This is a genomic window from Pseudomonas sp. PA-5-4B, from assembly GCF_021606215.1.
Classification (GTDB): Bacteria; Pseudomonadota; Gammaproteobacteria; order Pseudomonadales; family Pseudomonadaceae; genus Aquipseudomonas; species Aquipseudomonas edaphica.
Genome location: NZ_WKDB01000014.1, coordinates 34441 through 47910, shown reverse-complemented (window position 1 = coordinate 47910; position 13470 = coordinate 34441). Strand labels below are relative to the sequence as shown.

The following is a 13470-nucleotide window of genomic DNA, read 5'->3' as shown; positions in this document are numbered from 1 at the left end:
CTCTCCCCTTCCGCGCATATTCTGATGCAATGTTTGATCGCCAGTCGGCGCAAGCGTGTGCAGTTATTCGCGCTATCGTTATTCTCCTCCTTCCCCGCCCGCTTAATCGACAGAAGTGGAGCACCTCTGCGAAGTAACATCATTAATTCACCCTTCCACGAACCTAGCCAATCAATGAAGACACCGGGAAAATCTCAGCGGAAGACTCCATGAGCTTTTGGATCTACCCCTGCTATTGCTTGCGTAGCTTCACGCCGGAATACTGATGACCGTGCTCGCCAATTTCGCCGATGCGCGCCTGACCCGCATATACAAATCGGCAGGTTTTTCGACGGAAGTGCCCTCCGCCGCCGAACGCAAGGCATCTACGGTGCAAGAACAAGAGCGCTCGCCCAAGTACCACAGCCACACGATACAGTCGTCGGTCCAACCAGATACCCATCCTTGGCGGATAAGACATTCACCTAAACGGATTTGCCCCTGCAGCAGGTAGTCAAAGGACTGTTCACTGTCCAGCCAATATTTGATATCTCCCAACAGCCCTTGATCCACCAGGATCTTGACTGCGCTCCAGAGCGGCACTGCCAGCTTTCTGTCTGAAGGCCGTAGGCACATCAATTCGCAACAAGCCGCGAAGTTCTTGCGTAACCAGCTTCTTTCAAATAGCCATTGTGGAGACTGAGACCGTAGAATCGCCAAGAGTGGAGCTAGGTTATGCCAGTCTGGACAACTGCAGAGCAGAGCGAGCGAGTTCGAGCGAAATATCTCCAGCCCCTCGCCGTCCATGCGCGTGCCGCTGACGATCTCTTCAATGGATCTCTGCCCGCACGAAGGCTTCAACAGCGACCACAGCGATGAATCGAAAACTGCTCGCAGTCCCGAAAATCGCTCATACAGCAGAGTTCGAGAAGGCTCAGAGGCGACGGCCCCGATGAACCGGCGTCTCCACAACCTGAGTAGTTCAGGAGGGGTTGCCTCACCAGGGAGAACGGTCCTGTCCAATGTAGCCTCACAGCCAGCCACTTCCCGAGAATCGCTAGCGCAGCCATACGCCTCGGCGACCGAAATCGAGAACGCGATCGCACGCGCGCGTCTGATCTCGGAGGTATCCAGACGGCTATCCCTCATGAGCAGCCTCCTCTTAGAAACAGGATGGTTAGGCGACTACATCCGCTTGCGATCCGTCCAGCATGTAGCAGCACTACAAAAAATGTAGTCCGTCTACACCGCTCTGCAAGCGAGGCCGATAGCAGAAAATTTTCAATGGGGCAGATAACACATGCGAAGATTTATATATTTATTAACTAATTGATTTTCTTTAAAAAAATATCATCTGAATTGATAGATTTTGCATTCTCGATGGTCTGGAGTTCGGCGTAACCATCAGCGACGATAATGTCCAGCACGGGTTAAAAGTTCCCCAATATTCACGCCGATGAAAGTGGCTAGTGCCGGCAACTTCAGCGTCGCGTGGACCGTGGGACGACTTGGCACGTCTCGTGGCCAATGCGTCGGACGTGAAATATGCACGGGCCGCTAGAGCCATGCTGAGGAGTAACCACCATTCATCGGCGTCACGAAATGGCGCCACAACCGGAGCACACGTCAAGCGGGCTCAACAAAGCATAGCGTCAGACGTGAGCATGCTCGCACTAACACCGATAACGACTGGGGCTGCGCTTAAGCATCCCTACCGACGGAGGTCGTGGACATGACGATGCCACATGAGCGCACCAGAACTGTAGTCCAGACGGGGGAATTCTTGGCCGAGTTAGCGCAGGACCAGGCACTTCCCTACCGAGTCCGGCAAAACGCAAAATTCCTGCTGCGTCATTACCCGAGCCGTTTCGTCGTTCTCCTGGCGGGCAGGCTTGAAGAGGAAGGCGGATCGATTCTGGAAATTGCTGGACCGATTTTCAGCTCATCTCTGGAAGCCCCGCCACTAAAAGCAGTGCAATCTGTGATCAATGACGTGACAGCAGTCATTACCTTCAAAGCCCCGGGCAGAGTCATGCAGAAAATTTCAGTAAGGATCACGGACGGGCTCGGCCAGGCGACTCTCGACATCTTGGAACTGGCCATTGACGAGGCCAGGTGCCTGATGTCCCAAGGATCAATTTACAAGACGCCGGAGTCCTCCCTGGCGTTATGGGAGCGTGTAGCGTTGGCGCAAGCACAGATCAATCTGCTGAATAATGGTGACTGGATATCCGACCGCGAGCTGGGCACTTTGGCTGAGCTGCCATCGGAAACTGTCCATCTTCAGGTGGAGAAGTGGAAATCCTCCGGACTGATTTTCTATCTGCGTCATTTGGGCACTGATTATTTCCCTAAATACGTTCTCGATGCCAAGAACTCCTATCGACCTCTCACGGGACTTGCTCCGGTGATCACGGCGCTGATCCCTATCGAGGATAACTGGCGATTGGCCTTCTGGTTCGACACGCCCTGTAGCGCACTCGGTGGTCAGCGCCCTAAAGACCGCATTCAAATTGCCCCGCAGGACGTATTGAAAGCCGCAAAAGCAAAGCGATCGGACAGCGTGCCGGATTGAAGCGGCCAAACTACCTGGCAGCGATCATTCAGGCGCCAAGGCAGTTCATGGGTATGGGAGAGAATTACTCAGGCTTGAAATGCGGTAAGCAACACAAGGAGTGTGGCGGTTACGCCCCTCTGAGAGAACTACATGTGGCGGTGAACAGGCCGATTGTTGGACGGCAACGTATTAAAGATGACTGATCTAGGATCAGGAGAATGGTCATGGGCAAGCCAATCGAAGTCAGGAAAGTCGCAGCAAAAAATGGCTATGGCAAACACCTGCTATTTTTTCCTTCACGAAAAACTCACTCGCAGGTCATCTGCCACAGCGTTTTAGAGGCCGATTACTGCGTCTTTCTTGAATACGATCCAAACGTTGTCAGCTACTGCAAGCCTGAGCCGCTGCTGGTCACGGTGAACGGTCGCGAGCGCAAGTATCAGCCAGACTTTTGCATTGAAACCGTGGATCAGACTACCTATACCGAAGTGAAGGTCGATTTCAACGAGCTTTCCACACGGGTCAGATCGAAACTGCAGGCTGCTAAATCTTCGATCGAGGCGCTAGGGAGTGAGCTGATATTCGCAGATATAGACAGTATCCGAGCGGGGACGAAGCTGAGAAATCTGAAGTTCCTATACTTCCACTCCTTCAATGTATCCGCGGACGAATTCGGCGGCTGCCAGCGGCTCCTGTCTGTATTGGACTATCCCGTGTCCCTGCGGGCTCTCCTAAGCCACCCTGCCGAAGTACGTGAACGTGCAATTTATCGAGCGATGTTCGAGCGGTTGGTGGAATACGACCTAGGTGAGCGTCTGACGCTGGACTCGTGCATCGTTGGAGAGCGGCATGCCCTTTAGCAACCCCAAGCCCGGGGCGCAGTACAGGCTGGATGGACAAGTCTACGAGATCATCAGCATCAATGATGACGATATCGCGATGTGCTCGCTCATTCATAAGTACCGCCGATTCATCACACGGATACATTTTGCAGATATGGAGCTGAAGGGCAGACTGGTGCTGCATCGACAGGCCGCCATTGATATCGGTCCCTGCGCTCGATGGACCTCACTGCCTGAACATGAGCAGCAACGAGCTACGCGCCATCGAGCCTATGTGGATGCCTGCCTGACTGAACTGGGTGGCAGCCTTCCTCAGGAAGCCGCAAAAGAGCTGATTGCGCAAGTCGCAGCCCGGATCGGCGATCAACATCCACCGGGGGTGTCCAGCGTATGGCGGTGGAAAAGGCGCTATCTCGTCGGTGACCTAGAACCAATTGCTCTCGCTCGACAAAAACCCAGACGACGGCGCAAGAGGCTAGCGGCTGGGGCCGAGGAGTTAATCGACCATTACATCGACACGGTGTACCTCAAACCTGAGCGGCCATCGCTGACACACGCCTACAAGCTGCTTCTGGGTCACATCCTCCACGACAACAAGGAACGCCTTCGCTCCGGAGGCAACCCCCAGAAGCCTCCCTCATACGCCACTTTTCGTCGCAGGGCGCTCGCGATGGATCGTTACTACGTCACATCACGAAGAGAGGGCAAGAAGGCTGCCAGGCGGTTGAACAAGGCTAGCGGGAAGCTGTTCATTGATGATGACCCTTACGCTTGCACCGTTTTTGACAGCCATGATCTCAATGTCATGGTCAAGGATAAAAAGACCGGAACGGTGGGCCGCGCTGTCCTGTCGGCGCATCTGGTTCCGGCCACCAGGGAAGTTTCGGGTTGGGATATCTCGCTCGGAACACCCAGTGCAGAAAAGATGATGCGCGCCACCATCCGGGCAATTCTTGCTAACGGCAAAATGGCCGGCATCGTGTCTGATCACGGTTCGGAAATTTTGAACGTGTGGGGGATTACCACCTTCGACAAACTGGGCATCGATCCGGACTTCGTTCCGGTGGGAGAACCAGACGCTAAATTGATCGAGCGGTTTAACGGTACCGTTAGCGTCGGCTTTTCAAACAACTTGCCGGGCACCACAAAATCCTCGCCGACCGAACGCGGGGATTATGCCTCTGAAGAATACGCCTGCTTGGACCTTGAACAGCTTCGTACATCCTTCGAAATGTGGTTGAAGGCGTATCACAACACTTGGCAGGACGACCTATGCGCGAGCCCTGCGCTGAAAAAAGAACAGCTAAGCACCAGCGCCCTGCCTGCCGAGCGCTATGACGAAGAAGAGCTCAAGCAACACTGCCTGAGCCGATGGGAGTACCGGCTCACGGGTGGCCGTGTCGTCAGCCATCATCTTTCTTGGCACGGCGTAGGTTTGCCCGAAATCAGGCAGCGGCTCAAAAAAAATCAGAAAGCGATCGTGCGCTACAACCCCTGCGACTTGGGGAAAGTCTGGGTCGCCCATCCAGACACACCCGAGGACTGGCGCGAGGCGATCGCCGACAGGCCCGAGTATCAAAATGACCTTACTTTGGGTGATCACGAGTTGGTCGTGGCAAAACTGCTGGCGGAGAAGAAAGCTTTTAATACCGACGATGCATTGATTGCCTTGTATGAACTGGCCGACTACATAGAGGACTGCAAAAAAGCCACCAATAAGAAACACAAAACCACCGCATCATCGTCTGTCTTTACTGATTCGGATGAACGATCAAATACCACAGACATCCGCCAGCCTCGTGACGCCGCTGGACTGAAGGATGAAGAGGACTTTGAGAGCGTATACACCCAACGAGGGGATACCGGTGATGACCCCTGAAACCAGGACTAAGCTGAAAATGTTGGCTAGCCTCACTATCCTACATCCCGGGTACAGTGCAGCACTCGAGACTATCCATCGTGCCATTGATCTAGGCGAAGCAATTGGGGATAGCTGCGGGTCAATCCTGCTGGGGGATCCAGGAACTGGTAAAAGCCGGATTTGCGACCAGCTTATATCAGAATATCCCCGGAAGCATTTTGTCGACCTGGACGGCGACAAGCAGAGAATCATACCGGTTTTTTACTGCAGGGTGCCTAACGACTCTACGGTCAAATCGCTCATGACTAGCGCGCTCAGGGAATTTAGCGACCACAGGGAGTATCGGTCTCACGAAGCTCTTGAGCATTGCCTCTTGCATAATCTCAAGAGTTGCCAGACTCAGTTGGTGATAATGGATGAATGGCAGCACCTCTATCGGACTGAAACGGACAGAGCCATAAAATATGCGGCCGAGTTCGCCAAAACGCTTATGGACGCTTTTGGTCGACCTATTTTATTCGTTGGCGAACAACGGTATGAATATGCCTTCAACTGCCATAGCGCTTTAGCCGATCGCTGCCCCTATAGAGCACACCTCTACCCTTTTACCCTAGCAACACTAGAAAGCCAAAAAACATTTACAAAAATTATCAGGGCCTATGAGCGACTCCTAAGACGAGAGCTAGGGTTTGAAGAGGTGCCGGAGATGACTGACGAAAAGTTGGTCCTCGCATTCTATACAGCCACTGGCGGAAACTTTCGCGGACTCTTCAACATCCTCAAAGAATCCGTCATAACAGCTTTGCGCCGGGACAATAGCATTTTCTCCATGGACGACTTGATCGTTGGATGCGGCGCGGTCGAGGTCAAATCACGGCTTACAACTAAGAACTCTTTTACACTAGGCATTGGCGAGCTTAAAAAAATTATCGCACAAAAGTCCAAAGGTAAGATGCAATGAATCAGCTGAACTATTATCCTTTGCCCAAACCTCAAGAAAGCGCTATATCGCTGATTTTCCGTTGTGCAGCGGGTAATGGTATTTCAACGGCGCACCTGCTTGTGGAAGCGAGCACGGATGGGCGCGCCGTTAAAAAGGCGCGCGCACTGTGGCAAGGCTTTGGCCCATGTGAGCTCCTAACAAGTTATGACGGCCTCTCTAGTGAGGAGGCGGAAGCAATCAGATCATGCTTCTACAGATCCGTACGCCACGATAAGTATCCTTATGTGGAAGTAGCAGGTATAGCCTTCCCATCGCCCCTACTGAGACAGCATCTTGCGCTCTGTCCTGGCTGTGCAAGGGATGGCTACCTGAACCATATGCACATATTTACCTTCAATGAAACCTGTCCAGCTCATGGTGAACGCTACATAACTCAATGTCCTAATTGCAAAAAACCATTAAACTGGCCCGAACTCAGCGACTATATCTGCCCATGCAAGTTCGATCTGAGAGAAACACCGACAACCGAATTCAACACTCAAACGTCGAGGCTCATCAGCAACGCCGTAGAAGCAAAAAATGAGCATTTCTTTACTCTGCTATTAGCAGCGATCGCTGCCATGCGATTCTTGCATACCGTTGATAATCGTCCTTTGATCATAGATCACTGCGCACGAATAGCCACCGGAAACAAAACCCTATTCTTCCGAGAAATGGATAGAATTCAAGAACATTTTCCCAGCTTGCACAGACGAGCCATTCTGGCGCCGCTCATCCTGAGTGACAATTTGATACTCGGCGAGTATGCCATGGAGTATTTGTTCCGGAGTTCCCAAACTCAGCCTATGAGCCATCCATCTCAGTGCCTATGTGGGCAGTTAAGTTACACTGGAAAGGAGCTGAGCTTTATCCTAAACACCCACAACATTGTTCAAACGAAGGGGCGGGATTTGTCGCTGAATGCTGTGGCCCTTGCCGAAAATGAACCGGCGTCTCAGCAACGCTACCAATGCCATGAATTGTGCAAACTTCTTCATAGCCAGAGGGATCTTCAGTGGGATAATGAGGACCTCCCTGGCGAACCAGGTGAAAGCTTTGATCTGCTCGGTTTAAAGTCGGCTGCAGTTTTCTTGGACACCACCACAAGCATTGTTCGCGCGCTCATCACTTCAGGACTACTGAAAGGTCATTCAGTATCTCATCCCAATGGATGGAGGACTTCACTAGAGTCTCTGCAGAAGTTCGGCCAAAAATACGCGCTGAGATCTGAAATAGTACGCAGGAGTGGTCTCGAAGGTGGGAGCCTGAAAAAGTTACTTACGGGACTTGCCCCCATGTCAATCAACATCACTCGATTTGGAAGCAGGCTACTGATTTACCAGCGCAAGCACCTTTCAGAAGAAATGAGATTGCGACTGGATAAAAAAGACCTCGCTTTTTTGCAGCCGCTGCTACCTGCGGATGGCTTGTTGTCATTTAAAACAGTGGAAAAAAATCTCAATCTCGATACTAAGGATGTCAGGGAACTTCGGGAAGCTGGGATTTTATTGACGGCTCCCTGTATTGGCAACAGGGGGGCGAGAAGCGAACGCTGCACTGCTGAGGGAGTACAGCTCGCAACCGAATGGCGCAAACAGCATCTGTCCGTATCTGAGTTATCAAAAATAACTGGATATAGTACGCGAACTATTCACATGAGATATCTGGATACCGGTGCGATTCCGTTCATTAAGCTTAATGCCTATTTCATGCACGTCGATTCTGCAAAAATTATCGAAAAGCACTTAAACTTTTATATTACTTGGAGCGATCTCTGCTCGATGACGGGAATGGGGGTAGGAGCTTTAAATTCGTTCCTCGAAAAAAAATTACTTATTCCGCTGACACCAGAGCACGCAGATGCTGTCAAGGGACTGATCCTTTTCAAAGCCAATGAGGCCAAGCAGTTTGTTACGGAACATTGTAACAAGAAATTCAGGGAGGTTCGGAGACCCACTCCTCCTTATGTGACCGCGAGACGTCCTGACTTTAAGACCTCTCTGAGTACCCCTGAGCAGCTCGATGTAATCGTTCGCACCTGCTGCTTCTCCCTCCGCTCATAACGTACTGGAAAGGGCTAAGAACGTGCCCTACGGTTCTTGATCATTATCAGTAAGCCTAGGTAACCATCAGAAATGAGAGCAAATGCATTAGAATCGAGAATGTCACGATTGTGAAGATACGGCCGTATCGCAGTTTAACCCGCCGCCAAACAGCTTGTTCGATGGTCTGGTGATTCCTAGACGGCCTGTGGTATCAGGAAGTGAAGATCGAAATTTCAGAGAAGTAACAATCTAAATTGCGGAATTGTTTCCGCGTTTGGATATTTTCTTCCATCTCAGTGCTACTGAAGCTTTCTGAGATTCAGACACGATCTAGTGACGCAGTTAGAGCCGTTGGGCGAGCTATCGGCCTGCTCAATCTGAGTCAATCCGACCTTCAGTTTTGATTCGACAAATTGGCTTTAGCACTATCGATCCGTCGACCAACTCGATGCTTAAGAAATCACCCAAACCGACGCCCATTGCCGCTAGTATATCCGGTGGGAGATCTATGATGATGTCCCCGCTGCTATCACCTGGATCCCGGCATATCAGAGTAGTTGGCAATGCATCACTCATTGGGTGCTAGCTCCGTTTTCGACCGAAATATTTTAGACGATATCGTACACCGACATGTGCAGAGGTTTCCGGCTTTACCGTAATACCACCGTTGGACCCTCTGCGAGACTTGTTGCGATGGACTTCGACATGATCAAACCCGCATTTCATCGAGATTTCTCGTACTCTACGCTCAGTACCCCTCAAGACTTTGAGTGTATGAAGGAGTGCTCGTTCTACCTACGGCTGCTGCTAGATGACAGTCACGTCAGTCGCTCGAAGCTGGTCAGCTGAGGACTAATGACTGCCCTCCTCCTTACGCCCGATTTCCGACTTTGAGGATTGGCGGAAATTGGGAGGTCTATCTGCGCCGAAAAGTCATGGGTCTCGCTATATACATGTAACTTTCCGGCCAAGTCACCTACCGAACTCCAGCATTAAGGGGCGGTGGTGTCCGCGTATTTTTAAGCGAACGCGATCACCCTTATCGCTAGGATTTCTATGCGCCAACGTAGCTCTTATCCCAATCCGTTCAAAGCCCAGGTCGTCCAGAAAGCGCAATGCGGCAAGGTGTGATTGCGGGACGCTTACCGCCGATAAGCTGAAAGCCCAAAAATAGTGGTTGCGCGGCCATTTCCGTTAATATTTTCTGAGCGTTCGGCGCACATTTTAAGAAAATCTTGGCGCGGTTAAGAAAATCTATCCAACAACAGCGGAAAAAATGGGAAATCTAGTGGGGTACGCCCATTTGATCAGTGCGATGGAGTTGAAGGCTATCGGGGTAAAGAAGCCTGATGCGACTGAGTCTGTGGCCTTCACGGTGGAAATGGCCAAGCGGGCATTGGTAATCGTACTGAGGGAAGAAACCGAGTATTTGCAACGATACGACACGTTGCTTGAGGTGGTTAATGACAACTACGACGTGCGCGGCAGCCTCCTGAATAAGCTGAAATGGGGTCGTATCAAAGGGCTGGCGCAAGTAATACAACGGGTATATCCAAGAGGAGGTTTTCGACTTCCTCGAAGGTCACGCCCAGGCCCTTCTTGCAGAAGCCCACGCGGAGACCGACGACCAATAGTCTAGCGAAAGTGGCGATCGAATGGCCGGTATCATATCCCTTGCCATGCCCACCTCAAGACATTGTGTACAGATAGGCAGATTAAACGTATACGACAGATCTGACATCAACTGATTTATACCAATATATCGGACGCACTATAAATTATAGTGATCAGGATATATTCGGATATTTCCTTGCCATGAGCGAGTAGCCCATGGTCGACATCTACCGGAGGCTCGACTGACTGCATTGGGTCGAATACGCTCTAGGATATGGTGTTTGCATCGCCAATACATTTGAGCACGATCGCTGCGTTAGCCAACTCGATGCTAAGCAAATCACCGGGCCCCACGTTCATTGCTGAAAGGACCTCTGGGGGGAGATCAATGATGACGTCCCCGCTTCCGTCGCCTGGGTCTTGGCACTTTACAGTCGTCCGTAACGATTCAGTCATTGGACCCCCTCCTAACTTGGCTGATTCACCGAATCGATATCCTACCTCCGCGGCATTAACTGATTAAACTCACTTGCCCGCTGGGTCGGCAGCCGCGTAAGAACATCCTTCAGATATGCCTACGGATCATGACCATTTAGGTAACCATCAGGCGAGGCTTCTTGAAGCGCTTGTGCAGACGGAAATAAAATCCCGTCAACGTTTCTGCATCGGCACGATTTCAAGCTGCTCGCTAATTTCTTCGCCAATGGCGTGTTTACGGCAGCCGCAGACGCAAGTCAGTTCATGCTCTGGAAGCTCATGGATGACTTCGATATACCTGCATCAGTTCGCGGCGGCGGCGACCTCCACGTTCTGCGCCGCCTGATAGAGAATCTGCCCAACCAGATCGACCTCCGCTTCGCTGATGATCAGCGGCGGCAGGAAGCGAACGGTTGCGCCGTGCCGGCCGCCCAGCTCGACGATCAGGCCACGCTCCAGACAAGCACGTTGTAACTTGCGCGCCCGCTCGCCATCGGTAGCGGGCTGGCCCAGGGCATCCTGGCTGGCAGGATCAATGATCTCCATGCCCAGCATCAGACCACGGCCGCGCACGTCGCCGATCCAATCGAACTCGGCCTTCAGCCCGTGCAGCAGCGTCTGCAAGCGTGCTCCAACGTTGCGCACATGGCTGCAGATGCCTTCGCGCTGGATGAAGCGCAAGGTGGCATCGCCAGCAGCCATGGCCAGTTGATTACCTCGGAAAGTGCCGGCATGGGCCCCGGGCTGCCATTGATCCAGCTCGCCCCGGTAGACCACTACCGACAGCGGCAGACCACCGCCGATTGCCTTCGACAGCGTCACCACATCAGGGGTGATGGCGCTGCGCTCAAAGGCAAACAGATCGCCGGTGCGCCCGATACCGCATTGGATCTCGTCGAGGATCAGGGGAACATCGTGCTCACGTGTGATCGCCCGCAGCCCCTGCAGCCAGCGATCAGGGGCGGAAATCACCCCGCCCTCGCCCTGCACCGTTTCCAGGATCATGGCCGCCGGCTGGGTCACGCCGCTTTCCGGGTCGGCGAGCAGGTGGCGGATGTAATGCAGGCTGGCGTCGATCGCCGGCTCGCCGCGCAGGCCGAACGGGCAACGGTAGTCATGTGGATACGGCAGGAATTGCACACCCGCCAGCAGCCCACCCAGGGCATTCTTCGGCCCCAGGTTGCCGCTCACAGACAGCGTGCCGAGGGTCATTCCGTGATAGGCGCCATGGAATGCCAGGATGCTCTGCCGCCCGGTTGCCGTGCGCGACAGCTTGAGCGCCGCCTCCACTGCGTCCGCCCCCGTGGGGCCACAGAACTGGATGCGCGCATCCCTGGCGAAGTCGCCAGGCAGCAGATCGAAGACTGTCTCTACGAAGGCATCCTTGATCGGCGTAGTCAGATCGAGGGCATGCAGCGGTATGCCCGAGGCCAGGGTCTTCTGGATCGCTTCCATGATCACCGGGTGATTGTGCCCCAGCGCCAGGGTACCGGCACCGGCCAGGCAATCGATGTACACCTGCCCCCGCGAGTCCTCAACATACACCCCCTGCGCCCGCTTGAGCTCCAGCGGTATGCGCCGTGGGTAGCTTCGCGCATTCGACTCGCGCTTCATTTGCCGCTGCAATGCCGGCGTGCTGTCCAGGCAGTAGCGCTGGCTTAGCCCGCTGTGCCGGTGCTGGAGTTCGAGCGTGGTGTTGGTGATCGGGGTGATTGCATTCATCAGTGCATCCTCGTGTCGCGCGGACAGCGCGTTATCTGACGACGCTGCCGGAACGTGCGTCATGCAGCGAACGACCAGCCAACTTAGGCGGTTCCAGGTTACTGCTGTCGGCTACCGGACAACGTCACCTGCAAGGCCATGACCAGCTCATCAGCCGCGATCCTGGGGCTGCATGGCTTGACGCAAGCTCAAAGGTCGCATGTCAGTCCAGGCCGACTCGATATAGGCCAGGCACTCCTCCTTGCTGCCCTGCTTGCCGGCCGCGCGCCAGCCTTGCGGTATTTCCTTGTAATCCGGCCAGAGGGAATACTGCTCCTCGAAGTTGACTACAACCAAAAATCGCGTATCAGGACTGTCCAGACTCATGTTCCACTCCGTTTCCACTGAAGGTGCGAGTGCTCGTAGGGTAAGCTTCGCATGCGAGCGGCCGTAGGATAATACAGTTAATAATAATTATCATTAGGTATTGGCGTGATGCGTTTACACGCCCTGCTGTAACAGACAGGGTTCGCCTGCAGGCCCCCGGTTTGTCTATACTGATCGCCACCAGTGATAACGAGTCTCAACAGCAAGCGACTGACTATGCCTCGACCCACAGCCTCCCTGACCAAGTATTGCGCAATGCCGCCTGACGGTGACACTGGGCCCCGAAGATGATCGCCAGCCTCGCCCCGCTGTTCAGCGGCCCGCTGGCGGACTATGGGGAAAACCTTCAACTGGCCAGTGATCAACAGCAGGCAATTGCCGGCTCGCAACTGTTTCAGCCGGACTATTTCGCCGAGTTCATTCGTGAACTGGCAGCCCGCCACGGCAGCGACGATTTCATAGCGCTGACCTCTATCTGGTCGAAATGGTACTTCTGCTTCATAGCACCCGCCGTGGCGGCCAGCTTGCTCTTGCAGCGCGAGTTGCCTATCGCCCTGAGTGATGTCGGTGTGACCCTCTCGGCAGCGGGAAAGCCGCTTGGCCTGCACCTGCCCCATGAAGGCAGCGTTCTGCCACCCTGCGCGCCCTTCGCGCGCTTCGACGCCTTGATCGAGCGGCATCTGCAACCGGTGATCGAGGTAATGGCCAGCGTCTCGAAAGCCTCGCCACGACTGTTCTGGAGCAACGCCGGCAACCTCTTCGAATTCGCCACTACCCAAATCGAACTGCATCGATTGGCAACGTTCGATTGCGCAGCCCCGGCCAGAATCGTGCTGGAGAGCCGCCTGCGCCCCGATGGCCGGCGCAATCCGCTGTTCGCCCCGGTGTACTACAAGGACGTCGGCGCTAACGAACCGCTGCGGTTACGCCGTATCTGCTGCATTCGCTACCGCCTGCCCGGCATCGGCTATTGCAGCACTTGCCCACTCGACCGCGACAAAATACCCGAATAAGCCGCTCCAAGC

General features: G+C 53.7%; 9 protein-coding genes and 1 pseudogene. 6 read left to right on the top strand and 4 right to left on the bottom strand.

Annotated features, from left to right (window positions below; translation table 11 throughout):
• Positions 1 to 249 precede the first annotated feature (249 nt).
• Complete coding sequence (locus GIW28_RS09240; RefSeq protein WP_065910963.1) at positions 250 to 1128, bottom strand: hypothetical protein; 879 nt, start codon at positions 1126 to 1128, stop codon at positions 250 to 252.
• 583 nt (positions 1129 to 1711) lie between these two features.
• Here GIW28_RS09240 and GIW28_RS30650 point away from each other — a divergent pair.
• The 5 genes from GIW28_RS30650 to GIW28_RS09215 all read left to right on the top strand — a co-directional run bounded on the left by GIW28_RS30650 (position 1712) and on the right by GIW28_RS09215 (position 8284).
• Positions 1712 to 2554, top strand: coding sequence for a BPSL0761 family protein (locus GIW28_RS30650; protein WP_329606428.1), 843 nt, complete (start codon positions 1712 to 1714; stop codon positions 2552 to 2554).
• Between the two features lie 206 nt (positions 2555 to 2760).
• A complete protein-coding gene (locus GIW28_RS09230; RefSeq protein WP_065873489.1) occupies positions 2761 to 3396 on the top strand; it encodes a hypothetical protein in 636 nt (211 codons plus the stop codon).
• Entirely contained in the window at positions 3386 to 5257 is a 1872-nt protein-coding gene (locus GIW28_RS09225; RefSeq protein ID WP_236445993.1) for a hypothetical protein, read from the top strand. The genes GIW28_RS09230 and GIW28_RS09225 overlap by 11 nt, the downstream gene beginning before the upstream one ends.
• Positions 5247 to 6200: a TniB family NTP-binding protein gene (locus GIW28_RS09220; protein WP_065910961.1), complete on the top strand. Its 954-nt coding sequence runs from the start codon at positions 5247 to 5249 to the stop codon at positions 6198 to 6200. The genes GIW28_RS09225 and GIW28_RS09220 overlap by 11 nt, the downstream gene beginning before the upstream one ends.
• Positions 6197 to 8284, top strand: a complete 2088-nt coding sequence (locus tag GIW28_RS09215) for a TniQ family protein (RefSeq protein ID WP_236445991.1) — start codon at positions 6197 to 6199, stop codon at positions 8282 to 8284. The genes GIW28_RS09220 and GIW28_RS09215 overlap by 4 nt, the downstream gene beginning before the upstream one ends.
• A gap of 2093 nt (positions 8285 to 10377) precedes the next feature.
• On the opposite strand, the pseudogene GIW28_RS09200 reads toward GIW28_RS09215, so the two are convergent.
• The 3 genes and pseudogenes from GIW28_RS09200 to GIW28_RS09190 all read right to left on the bottom strand — a co-directional run.
• Positions 10378 to 10479 (bottom strand): annotated as a pseudogene (locus GIW28_RS09200) (transposase domain-containing protein); the annotation flags it as partial.
• Between the two features lie 181 nt (positions 10480 to 10660).
• A complete protein-coding gene (locus GIW28_RS09195; RefSeq protein WP_442963224.1) occupies positions 10661 to 12079 on the bottom strand; it encodes a diaminobutyrate--2-oxoglutarate transaminase in 1419 nt (472 codons plus the stop codon).
• Between the two features lie 150 nt (positions 12080 to 12229).
• Positions 12230 to 12445: an MbtH family protein gene (locus tag GIW28_RS09190; RefSeq protein WP_231807570.1), complete on the bottom strand. Its 216-nt coding sequence runs from the start codon at positions 12443 to 12445 to the stop codon at positions 12230 to 12232.
• A 287-nt stretch (positions 12446 to 12732) separates the two neighbouring features.
• On the opposite strand from GIW28_RS09190, the gene fhuF reads away from it, so the two are divergent.
• The gene (gene fhuF / locus GIW28_RS09185) at positions 12733 to 13458 is read left to right on the top strand and encodes a siderophore-iron reductase FhuF (protein WP_236445984.1); all 726 of its coding nucleotides are present in this window, start codon (positions 12733 to 12735) and stop codon (positions 13456 to 13458) included.
• The last annotated feature ends 12 nt before the right edge of the window (positions 13459 to 13470 follow it).

Coding starts and splice junctions, on each gene's coding strand:
- GIW28_RS09240 (WP_065910963.1), bottom strand. CDS start 1,128: ATGAGGGATAGCCGTCTGGATACCTCCGAGATCAGACGCGCGCGTGCG.
- GIW28_RS30650 (WP_329606428.1), top strand. CDS start 1,712: ATGACGATGCCACATGAGCGCACCAGAACTGTAGTCCAGACGGGGGAA.
- GIW28_RS09230 (WP_065873489.1), top strand. CDS start 2,761: ATGGGCAAGCCAATCGAAGTCAGGAAAGTCGCAGCAAAAAATGGCTAT.
- GIW28_RS09225 (WP_236445993.1), top strand. CDS start 3,386: ATGCCCTTTAGCAACCCCAAGCCCGGGGCGCAGTACAGGCTGGATGGA.
- GIW28_RS09220 (WP_065910961.1), top strand. CDS start 5,247: ATGACCCCTGAAACCAGGACTAAGCTGAAAATGTTGGCTAGCCTCACT.
- GIW28_RS09215 (WP_236445991.1), top strand. CDS start 6,197: ATGAATCAGCTGAACTATTATCCTTTGCCCAAACCTCAAGAAAGCGCT.
- GIW28_RS09195 (WP_442963224.1), bottom strand. CDS start 12,079: ATGAATGCAATCACCCCGATCACCAACACCACGCTCGAACTCCAGCAC.
- GIW28_RS09190 (WP_231807570.1), bottom strand. CDS start 12,445: ATGAGTCTGGACAGTCCTGATACGCGATTTTTGGTTGTAGTCAACTTC.
- fhuF (WP_236445984.1), top strand. CDS start 12,733: ATGATCGCCAGCCTCGCCCCGCTGTTCAGCGGCCCGCTGGCGGACTAT.